17 protein-coding genes are annotated in these 15,157 nt (G+C 63.8%); 5 read left to right on the top strand and 12 right to left on the bottom strand.

The features are described from left to right. The 4 genes from ACRECS_RS26600 to rimP form a co-directional block, all read right to left on the bottom strand. Positions 1-619 (bottom strand): DUF448 domain-containing protein (locus tag ACRECS_RS26600; RefSeq protein WP_431585990.1); only part of this gene is annotated, 619 nt, incomplete at its 3' end. A gap of 78 nt (positions 620-697) precedes the next feature. Next, positions 698-937: a tautomerase family protein gene (locus ACRECS_RS26595; RefSeq protein ID WP_187761166.1), complete on the bottom strand. Its 240-nt coding sequence runs from the start codon at positions 935-937 to the stop codon at positions 698-700. After that, positions 937-2,553: a transcription termination factor NusA gene (gene nusA, locus ACRECS_RS26590; protein WP_431585989.1), complete on the bottom strand. Its 1,617-nt coding sequence runs from the start codon at positions 2,551-2,553 to the stop codon at positions 937-939. The genes ACRECS_RS26595 and nusA overlap by 1 nt, the downstream gene beginning before the upstream one ends. Further along, positions 2,553-3,137 carry a ribosome maturation protein RimP gene (rimP, locus tag ACRECS_RS26585; protein ID WP_431585988.1) on the bottom strand — a complete coding sequence of 195 codons (585 nt, stop codon included), beginning with the start codon at positions 3,135-3,137 and terminating at the stop codon, positions 2,553-2,555. The genes nusA and rimP overlap by 1 nt, the downstream gene beginning before the upstream one ends. A gap of 185 nt (positions 3,138-3,322) precedes the next feature. Between rimP and ACRECS_RS26580 the strand changes: the two genes are divergently transcribed. Further along, positions 3,323-4,438 (top strand): PQQ-dependent sugar dehydrogenase, encoded by a 1,116-nt coding sequence (locus tag ACRECS_RS26580; RefSeq protein ID WP_431585987.1) that lies wholly within the window; start codon positions 3,323-3,325, stop codon positions 4,436-4,438. Between the two features lie 136 nt (positions 4,439-4,574). Here ACRECS_RS26580 and ACRECS_RS26575 read toward each other — a convergent pair whose 3' ends face one another. Beyond that, the gene (locus ACRECS_RS26575) at positions 4,575-4,958 is read right to left on the bottom strand and encodes a PaaI family thioesterase (RefSeq protein ID WP_431585986.1); all 384 of its coding nucleotides are present in this window, start codon (positions 4,956-4,958) and stop codon (positions 4,575-4,577) included. Then, a complete protein-coding gene (locus ACRECS_RS26570) occupies positions 4,958-5,395 on the bottom strand; it encodes a PaaI family thioesterase (RefSeq protein ID WP_431585985.1) in 438 nt (145 codons plus the stop codon). The genes ACRECS_RS26575 and ACRECS_RS26570 overlap by 1 nt, the downstream gene beginning before the upstream one ends. Positions 5,396-5,508: 113 nt before the next feature. On the opposite strand from ACRECS_RS26570, the gene ACRECS_RS26565 reads away from it, so the two are divergent. Both ACRECS_RS26565 and ACRECS_RS26560 read left to right on the top strand, forming a co-directional pair. Then, the gene (locus ACRECS_RS26565) at positions 5,509-7,041 is read left to right on the top strand and encodes an acyl-CoA synthetase (protein WP_431585984.1); all 1,533 of its coding nucleotides are present in this window, start codon (positions 5,509-5,511) and stop codon (positions 7,039-7,041) included. 36 nt (positions 7,042-7,077) lie between these two features. Beyond that, positions 7,078-7,860 (top strand): crotonase/enoyl-CoA hydratase family protein, encoded by a 783-nt coding sequence (locus ACRECS_RS26560; protein WP_431585983.1) that lies wholly within the window; start codon positions 7,078-7,080, stop codon positions 7,858-7,860. Positions 7,861-7,873: 13 nt separating this feature from the next. On the opposite strand, the gene ACRECS_RS26555 is transcribed toward ACRECS_RS26560, so the two are convergent. Next, a complete protein-coding gene (locus ACRECS_RS26555) occupies positions 7,874-8,803 on the bottom strand; it encodes a LysR substrate-binding domain-containing protein (RefSeq protein ID WP_431585982.1) in 930 nt (309 codons plus the stop codon). A 107-nt stretch (positions 8,804-8,910) separates the two neighbouring features. Here ACRECS_RS26555 and ACRECS_RS26550 point away from each other — a divergent pair, with 107 nt between their 5' ends. Beyond that, entirely contained in the window at positions 8,911-9,228 is a 318-nt protein-coding gene (locus tag ACRECS_RS26550; RefSeq protein WP_431585981.1) for a UrcA family protein, read from the top strand. A gap of 139 nt (positions 9,229-9,367) precedes the next feature. On the opposite strand, the gene ACRECS_RS26545 is transcribed toward ACRECS_RS26550, so the two are convergent. The 3 genes from ACRECS_RS26545 to ACRECS_RS26535 all read right to left on the bottom strand — a co-directional run bounded on the left by ACRECS_RS26545 (position 9,368) and on the right by ACRECS_RS26535 (position 12,001). Further along, positions 9,368-9,799: an acyl-CoA thioesterase gene (locus tag ACRECS_RS26545; RefSeq protein ID WP_431585991.1), complete on the bottom strand. Its 432-nt coding sequence runs from the start codon at positions 9,797-9,799 to the stop codon at positions 9,368-9,370. Between the two features lie 104 nt (positions 9,800-9,903). Then, on the bottom strand, positions 9,904-10,686 hold the full coding sequence (locus ACRECS_RS26540; RefSeq protein WP_431585980.1) for an SDR family NAD(P)-dependent oxidoreductase: 783 nt from the start codon (positions 10,684-10,686) through the stop codon (positions 9,904-9,906). 142 nt (positions 10,687-10,828) lie between these two features. Next, positions 10,829-12,001 (bottom strand): acetyl-CoA C-acetyltransferase, encoded by a 1,173-nt coding sequence (locus ACRECS_RS26535; protein WP_431585979.1) that lies wholly within the window; start codon positions 11,999-12,001, stop codon positions 10,829-10,831. Positions 12,002-12,103: 102 nt separating this feature from the next. Here ACRECS_RS26535 and ACRECS_RS26530 point away from each other — a divergent pair, with 102 nt between their 5' ends. Then, positions 12,104-12,769, top strand: a complete 666-nt coding sequence (locus ACRECS_RS26530; protein WP_431585978.1) for a nitroreductase — start codon at positions 12,104-12,106, stop codon at positions 12,767-12,769. A gap of 31 nt (positions 12,770-12,800) precedes the next feature. Here ACRECS_RS26530 and ACRECS_RS26525 read toward each other — a convergent pair whose 3' ends face one another. Both ACRECS_RS26525 and ACRECS_RS26520 read right to left on the bottom strand, forming a co-directional pair. Beyond that, positions 12,801-14,261 (bottom strand): DEAD/DEAH box helicase, encoded by a 1,461-nt coding sequence (locus ACRECS_RS26525; protein WP_431585977.1) that lies wholly within the window; start codon positions 14,259-14,261, stop codon positions 12,801-12,803. A gap of 459 nt (positions 14,262-14,720) precedes the next feature. Further along, positions 14,721-14,972 (bottom strand): hypothetical protein, encoded by a 252-nt coding sequence (locus ACRECS_RS26520; protein WP_431585976.1) that lies wholly within the window; start codon positions 14,970-14,972, stop codon positions 14,721-14,723. Positions 14,973-15,157: the final 185 nt, after the last annotated feature.

The following is a 15,157-nucleotide window of genomic DNA, read 5'->3' as shown; positions in this document are numbered from 1 at the left end:
ATGGGTCAGGGCCGATGAAATGCAGCCAGCGGTGAAGCGCTTCGCTCACCCTTTTGGCTGCATCGGGATCAGTCAGGCCGATATGTACCACATTTTGGCGGCCCAGTGCCACGGCCAATATGGTGCGTGGCACCGGCAGAACCAAGCCCCTCCGATCGCTGCCTTCTTCGTCATTGCCGACGCGCCAGGCCTGATCGAGTTTGCGGTTGCCGTCGGTGCCCGCGTCGGACGCGTGCAGCAGCAGATGGAGCTTGCCCGAGCGCGCCGCGGTCTCGATCTTGTCGGAGCCCGAGAACAGGCCGCCGGACCGTGATTCGAGCCCGAGCCGGTCGAGCGCCGCGCGTTTCAGCGCTGCCTCGATCTTGGCGGGCAAATCGTCGGGGATAGCGATCGGACCGGTCTTGAAGGCGCGCGCGAACGCTCCCTTCAACTTGCCCTTCTTGATCGCCGTTTCGAGTTCGGCCCTGGTCACGCCGATCCATGCGCCGCGTCCCGGCGCCTTGGCACGTACATCGGGTAGCACATCGCCGTCCGGCGACAGCGCAAGCCGCACCAGCGCATGACGCGGCGCGCGGTCGCCCAGTAGGATGCAGCGGCGAATCGGATCGGTGGCGGTCATACGCACGCCTCCACCCGCAGTACCGCGAACCCCGGAACCGTTCCGGGGCAGTGAGGGAATGTCTGTAGCCCTAGCGCGTCATTGTGAGGGAACCGCATGCGCGTCCTCCCTCGACGGTGCCGATGAGGGAGTGTCACGATCGGCGATCAACTGACCGCCCGCACCGTAATTCTCCGTCGACACTTCTTCGATAACGACCTGCACCGCAGCCGGGTTCTTGCCGAGGCGCGAGACCAGGGATGCGGTGACGTCGGCGACGATCCCCGCTTTCTGATCGCGCGTCGCGGTTCCCGATATGCGGATGCTGACGAATGGCATTACGCTTCACTCTCCTCCGATGCGTCGGCAGCAGGCGCTGCTTCCTCATCGTCAAACCAGTGCGCGCGGGCGGCCATGATGATTTCATTGCCCTGTTCTTCCGACAGGCCATATTCGCCGAGCACGCCACCCTTGTCTTCGGGGCGCTTGTTCTCGGTCTCGGCGCGGCGGCGCTGTTCCTGGCGCTTCTTCTGCACCAGTTCATCGGTCGCCAGATCGGCGAGATCGTCGAGCGTCAGGATGCCGGCCTTACCCAGCGTAACGAGCATCGCTTCGTTGAGATGCGGCATGGTGGACAGATCGTCCGACACGCCGAGTTCGCGGCGCAGCGTGCGATTGGCTTCCTCGCGGCGTTCGAGCGCCTCGGTCGCGCGGCTCTGCAACTCGGCGGCGAGATCCTCGTCAAACCCTTCGATCGAAGCGATTTCGTCGGCCTCTACATAAGCCACTTCTTCCAGCGCGCCAAAACCTTCGGCGACCAGCAACTGGGCGAGCGTCTCGTCGACGTCGAGCTCGGTCTGGAACATCTCGGTGCGCTCGGCGAATTCCTTCTGGCGCTTCTCCGATGCGTCGGCCTCGGTCAGGATGTCGATCGCCTTGCCGGTCAGCTGGCTGGCGAGACGGACATTCTGGCCGCGACGGCCGATCGCGAGCGACAGCTGGTCGTCGGGCACGACGACCTCGATGCGGTCCTCTTCCTCGTCGATCACCACGCGCGACACCGATGCCGGCTGCAGTGCGTTGACGACGAAAGTCGCGGTGTCGGGCGACCAGGGGATGATGTCGATCTTCTCGCCCTGCATTTCCTGCACGACGGCCTGCACGCGGCTGCCCTTCATGCCGACGCAGGCGCCGACCGGGTCGATGCTGGAATCATGCGAGATCACGCCGATCTTGGCGCGGCTGCCCGGGTCTCGCGCGGCCGCCTTGATCTCGATGATGCCGTCATAGATTTCCGGCACTTCCTGCGCGAACAGCTTCTTCATGAAGTCGGGATGCGCGCGGCTCAGGAAGATCTGCGGGCCGCGATTTTCGCGGCGCACATTGAGAATCAGCGAGCGGATGCGGTCGTTGACGCGCACCACTTCGCGCGGAATCTGCGCGTCGCGGCGGATCACGCCTTCGGCGCGGCCGAGATCGACCACCACGTGACCGAACTCGACGCGCTTGACCACACCGGTGATGATCTCGCCCATGCGGTCCTTGAATTCTTCGAACTGGCGCTCGCGCTCGGCGTCGCGGACCTTCTGGAAGATCACTTGCTTGGCGGCCTGTGCAGCGATGCGGCCGAACTCGATCGGGGGTAGCGGATCGACAATATAGTCGCCGACCACCGCACCGGGCTGGAGCTTCTGCGCTTCCTTCAGATTGACCTGCTTGAAATAATCATCGACCGCCTCGACCACTTCGACGACGCGCCACAGGCGAAGGTCGCCGGTGTTCGCGTCGAGCTTTGCGCGAATGTCATTCTCTGCGCCGTAGCGCGCGCGGGCGGCGCGTTGAATCGCGTCTTCCATCGCCTCGATCACGATTGCGCGATCGATCATCTTCTCGGTCGCGACAGCATTCGCGATCGCGATCAATTCTGCCTTGTTGGCGGAAACGGCAGTGGCCATCAATCTTGCCCTTCACTGGTGTTGGTATCGGCGGCTTCGAGCGCGCCGTCATTGTCGGTAAAGTCTTCGAATTCTTCTTCTTCCGCACCCTCGGCCGAAAGCGGCCTGGTCGCGGCGAGCAGCCGGTCGGTGAACAGCAATTTCGCGTCGGCGACCTGATCGAACCCGATGGTCATCGGCGCATGCTTGTTCACGTCGATCGTAATGCGGTCGCCCTCGACACCGGCGAGATTGCCGGTCAGTTGCTTGCGGCCCTCAACCGGCGCGGTCAGCACGATGCGTGCCTCATGTCCGGTCCAGTCGGCGAAATCGGCGAGTCGTGTCAGCGGGCGGTCAATCCCCGGCGACGAGACTTCGAGGCGATATTCGCTTTCGATCGGATCGGCTTCGTCGAGCAGGTCGGAGATGCGGCGCGACAGGTCGGCGCAATCGTCGATCGTCAGCTGGCGCGTGTCGGGACGCTCGGCCATCACCTGCAGGGTGATGTCGCCGGCACCGCCGAACAATTTCACGCGCACCAGGTCGAAACCCAAAGCCTGGGCCTCGGGTTCGATCAGTGCCGTCAATTTGGCGATATCCGCCATCTGCTCTCCGAATGAATACGTCTCAGCGCCGCCGCGAGCCGGAGCCCGCAGCCTCTTCATCAATCAACGATGTAGAGAAAGCGCGAGTGCGATATAGGCTGATCGCACAAGGCTGGCAAGCGGGCCGCGCATTCCACTGCGCTGCACCGCATTGTCCCGCCCAGCCGACGGACCGGAGAGACGATATGCGCCTGCTGTTTCTGAGCCTGCCGATATTGCTGATCGCCTGCAGCGCGAACCAGGCCGCCCCGGCCGCGGGCGGCGACCTGCCCTTCGCCAAGACCGTGGTGGCCGATTTCGACTCGCCCTGGGCGATGACCTTCCTGCCCGACGGGCGCGTACTGGTGACCGAAAAGGCCGGGCAGCTGAAACTGGTCTCGGCCGATGGCAAGCAGGCAACGACCGTGGCCGGCACCCTGCCGGTCGACAGCGCGGGACAGGGCGGGTTGATGGACGTCGTTCTCTCGCCTGGATTCGCACAGGACCGACTGGTCTATTTCAGCTTTTCGCAAACAGGACCGGGCGGCAAGGGCGTGGCGCTGGCGCGGGGCACGCTGGCCGCCGATGCGAGCAGGCTTGAGGATGTCGCGGTGATCTTCCGTGCGCATCCTTATGTCGAGGGCGATGGCCATTATTCGGGCCGCATCGCTTTTTCGCCTGACGGCCAATATCTCTTCTTCACCAATGGCGAACGGCAGAAATTCGACCCCGCGCAAGATCCAAAGGCGACGCTCGGCAAGGTGCTGCGCCTGACCCTCGACGGCAAGCCGGCGCCGGGCAATCCGCTTGCCGCACAGGGCTTCGATCCGGCGATCTGGTCCTATGGCCATCGCAATCTGCTCGGCATTGCGTTCGATTCGGCCGGCAATCTGTGGGAGCAGGAAATGGGGCCGAAGGGCGGCGACGAGGTCAACCTGATCGTCGCGGGCAAGAATTACGGCTACCCCAAAGTCTCGAACGGCAGCCATTATGACGGCCGCGACATTCCCGATCACAAGCCCGGCGACGGTTTTGAAGCACCCAAAATCTGGTGGAACCCATCGATCTCGCCCGGCGGGCTGATGATCTATTCGGGCGATCTGTTCCCGGCATGGAAGGGCGATGCGTTTATCGGCGGCCTGTCGGCCCAGGCGCTGTTGCGGGTCGATCTCGACGGCACCAATGCGAAAAAGGGTGATCAATGGGACATGGGCGCACGCATCCGTGAGGTCGAACAGGGGCCCGATGGCGCGATCTGGGTGCTGGAGGACGGCAGCGATGGATCACAGGGCCGGCTGATCAAGCTGACGCCGAAAAGCTAGAGCCTTGGGGCAGGTGGCAGGAGATATGTTACACCGAATGTTGCATATCTCAGGTCGCCATTTCCGATGGGCGGCTCAAAATAATATAACTATATCAAATACTTGATATGATTTGGAGGATTCTCGGCCGGCGCTCTCAGTCCCGTGCCACCATATAATTCATTCGTGCCGCCGCGATCGGCTTGGCGGGGTCGTCCTGCCAGGCTGTTGCCTCGACATTGGCGACGCGATTGCCGAGCCGGGTGACGACGCCCTGTGCGCGGGTCGGCTTGTCGCGCCCGCCGCGCATGAAATCGACCGTGACGTTGATCGGCTTGATCCGCCCACCTCCCTCGGCCGCCAGCGCGTGCTGGAGCGCAGCGATCGCGGCCATTTCCATCAGGCCGCTGATCGCGCCGCCATGCAGGAAGCCGGGGCGCCCCAGTACGTCGTCGCCGAACGGCATGATCAGCACCGGCGCTGCATCACTCAAGTCGAGATCGACGGTCAGGCCGAGCAGATCGGCATAGGGCGGCAGCATCAGCGATAGCCCTCCGGCGCCATGAAGGTGCCCGCGACATGCGCGAGTGGATCGGTCGAATCGCCGTCATGCGCGGTGCCCCGGACGAAGGCGATCGAACGGGTCAGGCGATAGCATTCGCCGCGCCCGATCACGGTCTTGCCGGGCGTTGCGGGGCGTAGATAGTCGACCCGCAGGTCAAGCGTCGCATGCGGGCGAAAACCGTTGAGCTTGAGCCACACCGCCATGCTCGTCGCCATGTCCATCATCGACAGGATCGGGCCGGAGGCGATCACGCCGCTCGTCGGATCGCCGATCTGCTCCTCGCTATAAGGTAGAGCGAGTTCGACCCAGTCGGGGCCATGCGCGTGATAATGCAAGCCAAGGCGGCGGCCATGGCCGCCGGCGCCGTTGCGCAGGAAACGTTCTGGATCGAAAACAAAGCCTGAAACAGTCATGCCTCGCGCTCTACACGGCAGCGCGATCAAGGCAAGCCGGGCCGGATTCGGGCGTTGCGGGAGCCGCGGGCCGCGTCTAGCGTTAGGTTGCAAAACAAAACGAGGAGAGACGGGTGCATCCCAGCATTCATGGAGCCGCGACACCTGACAAGGCGGCGCTGATCGTTGCGGAGACCGGCGAGACGATCAGCTTCGCCGAGCTCGATCGCCGCTCCAATCGCGTCGCGCAGCTGTTTCGCGCGTGCGGGCTGGAGATCGGTGACACGATTGCGCTGTTCCTCGACAATATTCCCGAATTCTATGACATTACCTGGGGCGCCCAGCGTTCCGGCCTTTTCTATGTCTGCATCCCGTCGAAGCTGACCGCGCCCGAGGTCGAGTATATCCTGCGCGATTCGGGGGCGAAGCTGCTTATCGCCTCTGCGGCACAGGCCGATGTGGCTGAAAAGCTCAATCTTGCCGACTGTGTCGGCCTTGCGATCGGCGGCGTAACGGGGTGGAAAGACTGGGCGGCGGCGGTCGCGGCGATGCCCGATACGCCGATCGCCGACGAGCGTGCCGGGGTCGACATGCTCTATTCTTCGGGCACGACCGGGCGGCCCAAGGGCGTGCGCGTCGCATTGCCCGAGGATCCGGGGATTGCGACCCCCAATGTGCTGGCGACGCTGGCGCAAGCGCTTTACGGCCTTGGTCCGGACACGGTCTATCTCAGCCCCGCCCCGCTCTATCATGCCGCCCCCTTGCGCTGGTCGATGACCGCGATGCGGCTTGGCGGCACTGTTGTGATGATGCGGCATTTCACGCCGGAAGCCGCGCTTGCCGCAATAGAACGCTACGGCGTCACCGCGAGCCAATGGGTGCCGACCCATTTCGTGCGCATGCTCAAGCTCGATCAGGCCGACCGCGCGCGCTATGATCTGTCGACGCTAAAGGTCGCGATCCACGCCGCTGCGCCGTGCCCGGTCCCGGTCAAGCAAGCGATGATCGACTGGTGGGGGCCGGTGCTGTTCGAATATTATGCCGGGTCGGAGGGCAATGGCCTGACCACGATCAATTCGGCCGAATGGCTCGCCCATCCCGGATCGGTCGGCACGGCGGCTTATGGCACACTGCACATCTGCAACGAATCCGGCGAGGAACTCGGGTCCGACGAGGAGGGGCTGATCTATTTCGAGGGCGGCGGCGCGTTCGAATATCACAACGACCCGGCCAAGACCGCCGAGGCGCGCAATGCGCAGGGCTGGACCACGCTCGGCGATATCGGGCGGATCGATGCCGACGGCTTTCTCTATCTCACCGACCGCAAGAGCTTCATGATCATCTCTGGCGGGGTGAACATCTATCCGCAGGAAATCGAGAATCGCCTGATCACCCATCCGCGCGTCGCCGATGTCGCGGTGATCGGCGGGCCTGACGCGGAAATGGGCGAGCGGGTGATCGCGGTGGTGCAGCCGCTCGACATGGCCGAGGCCGGGCCCGATTTCGCCGCGGAGCTGACCGCCTGGTGCCGCGCCGAACTGTCGGGGGTGAAGACTCCGCGCCAGATCGATTTTGCGGCGGAACTGCCGCGCCACGCGACGGGGAAATTGTATAAACGGCTGCTGCGCGATCGCTATTGGGGTGAGAGCGGCAGCCGGATCGTGTGAGATCAGGCCGTTTGTGTTGAGCAGGGATCAAATCTGATGAATGACCGCGTATCGATCACCGTGACCGATCATATCGCCGATGTCCGGCTGACTCGCGCCGACAAGATGAACGCGATCGACCCGGCGATGTTTCAGGGCATTGCCGACGCGATCGATCGACTTGCCGGCATGGACGATGTGCGTGTCGCGATCCTGTCGGGCGAGGGGCGCGGTTTCTGCGCCGGTCTCGACATGGGCAGCATGGCGAGCGGCGGTTCGGGGCTCGAATTGTCATCGCGTCCCTGGGATGGCGCCAATCTCGTGCAGCAGGTGTCGGTCGGCTGGCGGAAATTACCCATGCCGGTGATCGCCGCGGTCCACGGCGTCGCGCTTGGTGGTGGTTTCCAGATCATGTCGGGCGCCGATATCCGCATCGCCGCGCCGGGCACGCGCTTCGCGATCCGCGAACTGCATTGGGGCCTAGTCCCCGACATGGGCGGCTTTCCGCTGTGGCGCAGCCTGGTGCGTGACGATGTGCTGCGTGAACTGACCTATACGGCGCGGGAATTCGGCCCTGACGACGCGCTCCGCCATGGCTTCATCTCGCACATCTCCAACAACCCGCACGCCGCCGCGATGACACTTGCGACCGAGATCGCCTCGCGCAACCCGCACGCGGTGCGCGGCGCGAAACGGCTGTGCAACATGGCGCACGATGCTGATCCGACGGCGATGCTCGAGGCCGAGACGGTCGAGCAGCTGAAGGTGATACGCCAGCCCAACCAGGTTGAGGCAGTGATGGCCAATATGGAAAAGCGCGCGCCGGTTTTCCGGGATTAAGGTCGCTCCTCGCTTAATCAGGCAGAGGCTTCAATATCCCGTAAGGATCGTCGCCAGCCGCCAGCTTCACTTCGTCGATCAGCCAGTCGCGTAGTGCACGGACCTTCGTCTGGTTCCGTTTATGCTCCGGATAGACGAGCCAGAATCCATTGCGATAGGTCGCACAATGCTCGAACGGCTGCACCAGCAGCCCGGCATCGATTGCCGTCTGGAACATCGGCGGGCTGACGATCGCGACACCGTGCCCGGCAATTGCGGCATGTCCGTCCAGCACTTGCGATTCGAAACGGATGCCGGTGCGCGACCGGCCATTCGAGTCAAGGTCGGCCAGCGAGTCGAACCATAGGTCCCACCAGTCATCGTCGGGCGACAGACGCGCGATCGTGAGCAAATCAGCGGGTGTCGTGAGCGGATGCGCTGCCAGGAAAGACGGGCTCGCCAGCGGCGTTATCGGCATGCGCATGAGAAAATGCGAGACAAGCCCGGTCGATCGGGATGGGGCGGGCATGCCGCGAATCGCAACGTCGAATTCGCTCGACGCCAGATCGACCATCTCGTCGGAAACCTCGAGGCGCACTGACAAATCGGGGCGGATGGCGTGGAAACTCCCCAGCCGCCCGGACAGCCAGTTGGTTGAGAAGGTGCGCGGCGCGGTGATGGCAAGGACCGAGTCATTCTCCGCACCAGCGATCGCAAACGCCTCGTCGAGCATCGTGAAGGCGCCGGTCACGCGGGGTGCGATGCGGCGGCCGAGATCGGTCAGCGCCATGCCGCGCCCCTTGCGGGCGAACAGGGCCGCACCAAGCCGCTCCTCAAGCAGCTTCATTTGATAGCTCACCGCGGCCTGGGTCAGTGCAAGCTCTTCGGCGGCCCGGCTGAAATTCTCATGTCGCGATGCAGCTTCGAAGACGCGGATGGCGGCAAGAGGGGGTAAGCGATGCATTGCGCACATATAAGCCGAACTTGTATATCTTGTCCATCGCTTTGTTGGTGTCCGGAACGCGATCGCGTCAAAAGAATGCATCGTTCACGACAACAAGGGTTCCTGCCATGCTAAAGATACTTCTCCCCGCTCTGCTCCTTTCCGCTGGCGTGCCGGATGCTGCATTCGCCCGTGATGCGCAGCCGGACGTCCACGTCTCCTATCGCGATCTCGACCTGCGCAGTCCGGCAGGAATCGCGCAGCTCGATCGGCGGATATCCCGCGCAATCGATGCGGTTTGCCCCGTTCCCACCGGTACCGAACTGCAGCGCAAGCTGGCGATCTACAAGTGCCGCAGAGTTAAGGCGGCTGAGGTCGCGGGGCAGCGTGCCGGGGCTCTGGCCAGCGCTACGCAAGCCAGTGTGTCGATCGCTGCGACACGCTGAAATCGGCCAGCCCGATACTGACCCGCAACCATGCGGCGGCGGTCGATCGCCGTCCGCATGGTTGCTTATGGATATACAAGCCAAGCTGATGTTTTTGACTGGTCTGGCTGATGTCCGGCGCGCTTCGGTCTCGATCGCTTCACCCGCGCCGGATACGATGCGCCTCAAGCCCCGCGCGAAAATCGGCGGCAAGGGTGGTTGCGTTCACACCCCCACTCATCACGATCACCGTGTCGCAGGTCGCAATCGGTTCATCATGCTGGAACGCGGCTGAGAGCAGATGCCAGCTGCGCGTGCCGATATCGCCGACTCCGGTCGCGATCTCGACATCGCTGGGGAAATGCCCCTCGGCGAGATAGTTGATCTCGACCTTGGCGACGAGCCAGCGATGGCCGTGCCAGCCCGACAGGTTCATCGCCTTGTTGAAGCGCACTCGACCGCTCTCGAACAACGCCGCCATCGCGACATTGTTGATATGGCCGAGCACGTCCAGGTCCTGGAATCGGGTCTGGATCGCTTCGCTATGCGGGTAGCTGGCGGGGTCGAGCCGCCATGGTTCTGGTCGTGCGATTGGTCGTCTCCCCCTGCCGTCCGCGCCGCACGCTATCGAAACGCCGTCTCAGGGCAGCGTTTTCAATGTCGCGCGACGCGACCGCAGACGCCATAGCGCGCGGCTCAGCGCGGCGCCATGCGGATCGCACCATCCAGGCGCACATCCTCGCCATTGAAATAGCTGTTCTCGATCATGGTCAGCGCGAGATGAGCATATTCCGGTGCGTTGCCGAGCCGCTTGGGAAACGGCACGCTGGCGGCGAGCGCATCTTTCACCGGTTGTGGCGCTGCATGCAGCAACGGCGTGTTGAAGATGCCGGGCAGGATGGTGTTGACGCGAATGCCTTCGCCCATCAGGTCGCGCGCGATTGGCAGGGTCATGCCGACCACGCCGCCCTTCGACGCCGAATAGGCGGCCTGACCGACCTGGCCGTCCTCGGCGGCGACGCTCGCGGTCATCACGATCGCGCCGCGCTCGCCATCCCCGCCCGGCTCGAGCGTCAGCATGCCGGCGGCCGATTTGGCGACGCAGCGGAACGTGCCGACCAGGTTGATCTGGATGAGCCAGTCAAACGCGGCGAGCGGGAAATGCTTGATGCTGCCGTCTTCCTTCGACCGGCTCGCGGTCTTCACGGCATTGCCGGTGCCGGCGCAGCAGACGAGGACGCTCTCCTGGCCGTGTGCGGCACGCGCCTTGGCAAAGCCCGCGTCGACGCTCTCATCAGAGGTTACGTTCACCTCGCAGAAGATGCCGCCGATATCGGCCGCGACCTTCTCGCCCTTTTCAGCCTGCATATCGAAGATCGCGACCTTGACGCCTTTGGCGGCGAGCGCTCGCGCGGTCGCTTCGCCCAGGCCCGAGGAGCCACCGGTGACGACGGCGGCCATGGTGTTGTCGAGTTTCATGATGGTCCTCTCTCTTGTTCAGGACGTCATGCTGAACTTGTTTCAGCATCCAAGCGCGGCCAGGCGATCCACAGACTATGTCCGTTTGGCGGATGACCGCGCATGGACCCTGAAACGAGTTCAGGGTGACAATTCTTGCTGGTTAAAGCCGTTCGACGATCGTCACATTGGCGATCCCGCCGCCTTCGCACATCGTCTGCAGGCCATAGCGCTTGCCGCGCGTGCGCAGTGCGTTGACCAAAGTCGCCATCAGCTTGGTGCCCGAGGCGCCCAGCGGATGGCCGAGCGCGATCGCGCCGCCATTGACATTGAGCTTGGCCGGATCGGCGCCGACATGCTTCAGCCAGGCGAGCGGTACCGGCGCGAATGCCTCATTGACCTCGTACAGATCGATGTCGTCGATCTTCATGCCGGCGCGCTTCAGCGCCTTGTCGGTCGCAAACAAGGGTTCCTCAAGCATGATCACCGGGTCGCCGCCGGTCACCGTCAGATTGACGATACGCGCGATCGGGGTCAGGCCATGCTCCTTCAGCGCGGCTTCGCTGACGATCAGCACCGCGCTTGCCCCGTCACAAATCTGGCTGGCATTGGCGGCGGAGATCGCACCGCCTTCCTGCAGCAGCTTCACCGAGCCGATCGATTCGAGCGTCGCGTCAAAGCGGATGCCCTCATCGCGGCGATGGCTTTCAATGCCTTCCGGCGTCTCGACATCGATCGCGACGATCTCGCGCTCGAACGCGCCGCTTTCCGTCGCGGCGATCGCGCGCTTGTGGCTCTCCAGTGCGAATGTATCGAGCTGCTCGCGGTTGAAGCCATGCTTCTTGACGATCATCTCCGCGCCCATGAACTGGCTGAACAGGATGCCGGGATATTTTTCCTCGAGCCGCGGCGATTTGTAATTGCCCAGCCCCTCTTTCATGTGGAGCATCGCGGTCGATCCCATCGGTACGCGCGTCATGCTTTCGACGCCGGCGGCGATAACCACGTCCTGAGTGCCGGACATCACCGCCTGGGCGGCGAACTGGATCGACTGTTGCGATGACCCGCATTGCCGGTCGATCGACACGGCGGGGACGCTGTCGGGCAGGTTCTTTGCGGCGAGCACCGCGTTGCGGCCGATCTGGCCGGCCTGTTGCCCGCCCTGGCTGACACAGCCCATGATCACGTCATCGACCACCGCGCCGTCGAGTCCTGTGCGTTCGATCAGCTGGTCGAGAACATGCGCCGCCATGTCGACCGGATGCGTACCGGCAAGCTTGCCCCCTCGCCTGCCGCCTGCGGTCCGCACTGCATCCACGATATATGCCTCGGCCATCCGACTCTCCTATAAGTCCCGATTTGCAACCTCTCTTGCCCAAACCGGCGTCCTCGGCAAGGGTTGCGCGACCAGTGCCAATGCCGAAGCGGAGAGTCCTCAATGAAAGTGTCCGAAGCCGTAGCGGCACGCCGTTCAGTGCGCGGTTTCCTCGACACGCCGGTCGATCTCGAGTCGCTGCGCGGGATTGTGACCAGGGCGGCGCGCGCCGCGACCGGCGGCAATCTGCAGCCATGGCATATCGACCTGATCAGCGGCGCACCGCTTGCCGAACTGAAGGCGATCGTCGCGGCCAAGCTGGTTGCGGGCGAAACCGAGGAGCCGGCGTACCAGATCTACCCGGCGCCGCTCACCGCGCCTTATCGCGACCGCCGCTTCGCGGTCGGCGAGGCGATGTATGGCGAAGTCGGCATTCCGCGTGAGGACAAGATGGCGCGGCGCATGTGGTTCGCGCGCAATTTTCAATTCTTCGGCGCCCCCGCCGCGCTGTTCTGCACCGTCGATCGGCAGATGGGGCCGCCGCAATGGGCCGATCTCGGCATGTATCTGCAAAATGTGATGCTGCTCGCAGTCGAGGCCGGTCTCGCCACCTGTCCGCAGGAATGCTGGGCGGTCTATCCGGAGACGATCACCTCGTTCCTCGGCACACCGGCCGAGCGCATGCTCTTTTGCGGTATGGCGATCGGCTATGAAGATACAGAAGAGCCCGCGAACCGCTTGCGCAGTTCACGGGCTCCTGAGGAAGAATGGTTGACGGTCAGGTCCTAGCTCCCACCCCGCAGGGGGAGGAGTTTAAGGGCTAACCTGCCGGCGAACGGCGTCCGCCGCCTGAATGCTGGCGACGCGGGCCGCCGCCTGCGGGGCGGCCGGCATTGCCGCCGGGGCGACCCGGACCGCCGGGACGATGCCCGCCGTTCGGCCGGCCGGCACCTTCCTGACGGCCGCCATTCGGACGACCCGCACCCTCGGGACGGCCACCACCCGGACGGGCGGCACCCTCGGCGCGCTGGCCGGTCGGGCGCGCGGCATGCGTCGCACGGGGCGGAGCGCGGTGGCGGCCCGAATCGTCGCGGCGGCGTTCGTCATCGGCGCCGGCCGGGCGGTTGGCCTTGATCTTCGCCGCCTCGGCCATGAAGCCCTCGGGCAGTTCCATCACGTTCGGCTTGACCCGCGTCAGCTTCTCGATGTCGCGCAGATAGGGCCGCTCGTCGCTGGCGCAGAAGCTGATCGCCACGCCGCTCGCGCCGGCGCGTGCGGTGCGGCCGATGCGGTGGACATATTGCTCGGGCACATTGGGCAGTTCGAAATTGAACACATGGCTGACGCCCGACACATCGATGCCGCGTGCGGCGATGTCGGTCGCGACCAGCACCTTGGCCTTGCCTGCCTTGAACTCGGCCAGTGCACGCTCGCGCTGCGGCTGGCTCTTGTTGCCGTGAATCGCATTGGCGAGGACGCCGGCATGGCCAAGCAGCTTCACGACGCGGTCGGCGCCGTGCTTGGTGCGGGTGAAGACCAATGCCCGCTCGACCGCCTCATCACGCAACAGGATGGTCAGCAGCGCCTGCTTCTCAGCCTGGTTGATGAAGGTGACATGCTGATCGACGCGTTCCGCGGTGGTCGATACCGGCGCGACCTTCACGGTCGCCGGATCGTTGAGGAACTGGTTGGCCAGCTCGCGGATCGCATTGGGCATGGTGGCGGAGAAGAACAAGGTCTGACGCTGCTTGGGCAGCATGCGGACGATCTTGCGCAGCGCATGGATGAAGCCCAGGTCGAGCATCTGGTCGGCCTCGTCGAGGACGAGGATTTCCAGCGTCGCCAGGCTGACGAAGCGCTGTTCGATCAGGTCGAGCAGACGGCCCGGTGTGGCGACGAGAATGTCGACGCCGCGCGCCATGTCCTGGCGATTCTTGTTGATGCTGGTGCCGCCGAACACGGTTGCGACCGACATTTTGGAAAACTTGCCGTAATCGCGCGCGCTGTCAGCGATCTGGCTGGCCAGTTCGCGCGTCGGGGCGAGCACCAGCATGCGGCAATGCGTCGGCAGGACGCGCTTTTCCTCGTTGACGAGGCGCTGGATCGACGGGAGCACGAACGCGGCGGTCTTGCCGGTGCCGGTCTGCGCGATGCCGAGCAGGTCGCGGCCCTCGAGCAAGGTCGGGATCGACTGCTTCTGGATCGGGGTGGGGGTGGTGTAGCCCTTTGCTTCGAGAGCGCGGACCAGGGGTTCGGCAAGGCCGAGATGTGCGAAAGACATGGAATAAAAGCCTGAATCGGCCATGACGCACGTCCGGCGGACGCACGAATGGCGGGGGGAGAATGACACCCCGCGTGAAAAGGGAAGCCCGTTAAAAACGACCGAGGCGGAGCCTGGACCTGTTCAGGTCCGATCACGCTGCATGACGCCTCGATGGGCGCTATGTAAATGCTGCGGTGCAAAATGTCAATCCGGATCGACTGGCGGGAGCGACCTGGAGGGACGCAACATCCGAGGTTTAACGAGGCTCGGCGACAGGCATTCAACCAAAGTCCGAGGACATAACGAATATTGGACGAGGACGGCGCCAGGATCATCCTCAGAAGAACGTCGGAATCAGCGGCGATGTCAAAGAGCGGGACGAGAATGCCCGGGCGGCGTCTCGTCCGACCGGCCGGCGGCCCGGTTGATCAGACCGAGCCGCACTGCCTTCAGAATCATCAATGGCCGCATCTGCGGTCAAGGAAAGGCGGAGACCGTCCAGGAGAAGTTCACACCCGTACCTCCCGGAGCGTTTTTCACTTTAATCGTGAAGCCCGACGTCGACACACTGGTCACCGATATAGTTCCCAAATCATTGGTCGGAATATTGGTGAAGGCGATACGAATATCGGCGGCATTGGGAGCAAAATCCAGAGCCAGGCTGAAGCTGACCGCCACGGACGTGGATGCCGCGTTAATCGTCCCGCTTCCTTCGCTCTGGGTGGCCACGCCGAAATTATCCCGGACAGTGGAAAAATTACTCTTTGTCGCGCCGATGGCTACCGTGTTGGGGCTAGGGCTCAGACTCAATCGGCTGTTGGGCGGCTGATCGTCAGCGAGGTTGAGGCGTAGCGTAGGATGTACGGTTTTTCTGCAGGTTTTCCCGTTGGCTCGAGATCACCAAAGAAAGCGAC

The sequence above is a fragment of the Sphingomonas sp. genome (assembly GCF_050725575.1).
Taxonomy (GTDB): Bacteria; Pseudomonadota; Alphaproteobacteria; order Sphingomonadales; family Sphingomonadaceae; genus Sphingomonas.
The sequence above is the reverse complement of the archived record's forward strand: the minus strand, read 5'-3'. Positions and strand labels throughout refer to the sequence as shown.

What these genes read in the sequence shown, in the direction of transcription:
- ACRECS_RS26550 (WP_431585981.1), top strand. Translation starts at nt 8,911, where the DNA reads ATGCTAAAGATACTTCTCCCCGCTCTGCTCCTTTCCGCTGGCGTGCCG.
- ACRECS_RS26555 (WP_431585982.1), bottom strand. Translation starts at nt 8,803, where the DNA reads ATGCATCGCTTACCCCCTCTTGCCGCCATCCGCGTCTTCGAAGCTGCA.
- ACRECS_RS26580 (WP_431585987.1), top strand. Translation starts at nt 3,323, where the DNA reads ATGCGCCTGCTGTTTCTGAGCCTGCCGATATTGCTGATCGCCTGCAGC.
- nusA (WP_431585989.1), bottom strand. Translation starts at nt 2,553, where the DNA reads ATGGCCACTGCCGTTTCCGCCAACAAGGCAGAATTGATCGCGATCGCG.
- ACRECS_RS26570 (WP_431585985.1), bottom strand. Translation starts at nt 5,395, where the DNA reads ATGACTGTTTCAGGCTTTGTTTTCGATCCAGAACGTTTCCTGCGCAAC.
- rimP (WP_431585988.1), bottom strand. Translation starts at nt 3,137, where the DNA reads ATGGCGGATATCGCCAAATTGACGGCACTGATCGAACCCGAGGCCCAG.
- ACRECS_RS26540 (WP_431585980.1), bottom strand. Translation starts at nt 10,686, where the DNA reads ATGAAACTCGACAACACCATGGCCGCCGTCGTCACCGGTGGCTCCTCG.
- ACRECS_RS26560 (WP_431585983.1), top strand. Translation starts at nt 7,078, where the DNA reads ATGAATGACCGCGTATCGATCACCGTGACCGATCATATCGCCGATGTC.
- ACRECS_RS26595 (WP_187761166.1), bottom strand. Translation starts at nt 937, where the DNA reads ATGCCATTCGTCAGCATCCGCATATCGGGAACCGCGACGCGCGATCAG.
- ACRECS_RS26525 (WP_431585977.1), bottom strand. Translation starts at nt 14,261, where the DNA reads ATGTCTTTCGCACATCTCGGCCTTGCCGAACCCCTGGTCCGCGCTCTC.
- ACRECS_RS26575 (WP_431585986.1), bottom strand. Translation starts at nt 4,958, where the DNA reads ATGCTGCCGCCCTATGCCGATCTGCTCGGCCTGACCGTCGATCTCGAC.
- ACRECS_RS26530 (WP_431585978.1), top strand. Translation starts at nt 12,104, where the DNA reads ATGAAAGTGTCCGAAGCCGTAGCGGCACGCCGTTCAGTGCGCGGTTTC.
- ACRECS_RS26535 (WP_431585979.1), bottom strand. Translation starts at nt 12,001, where the DNA reads ATGGCCGAGGCATATATCGTGGATGCAGTGCGGACCGCAGGCGGCAGG.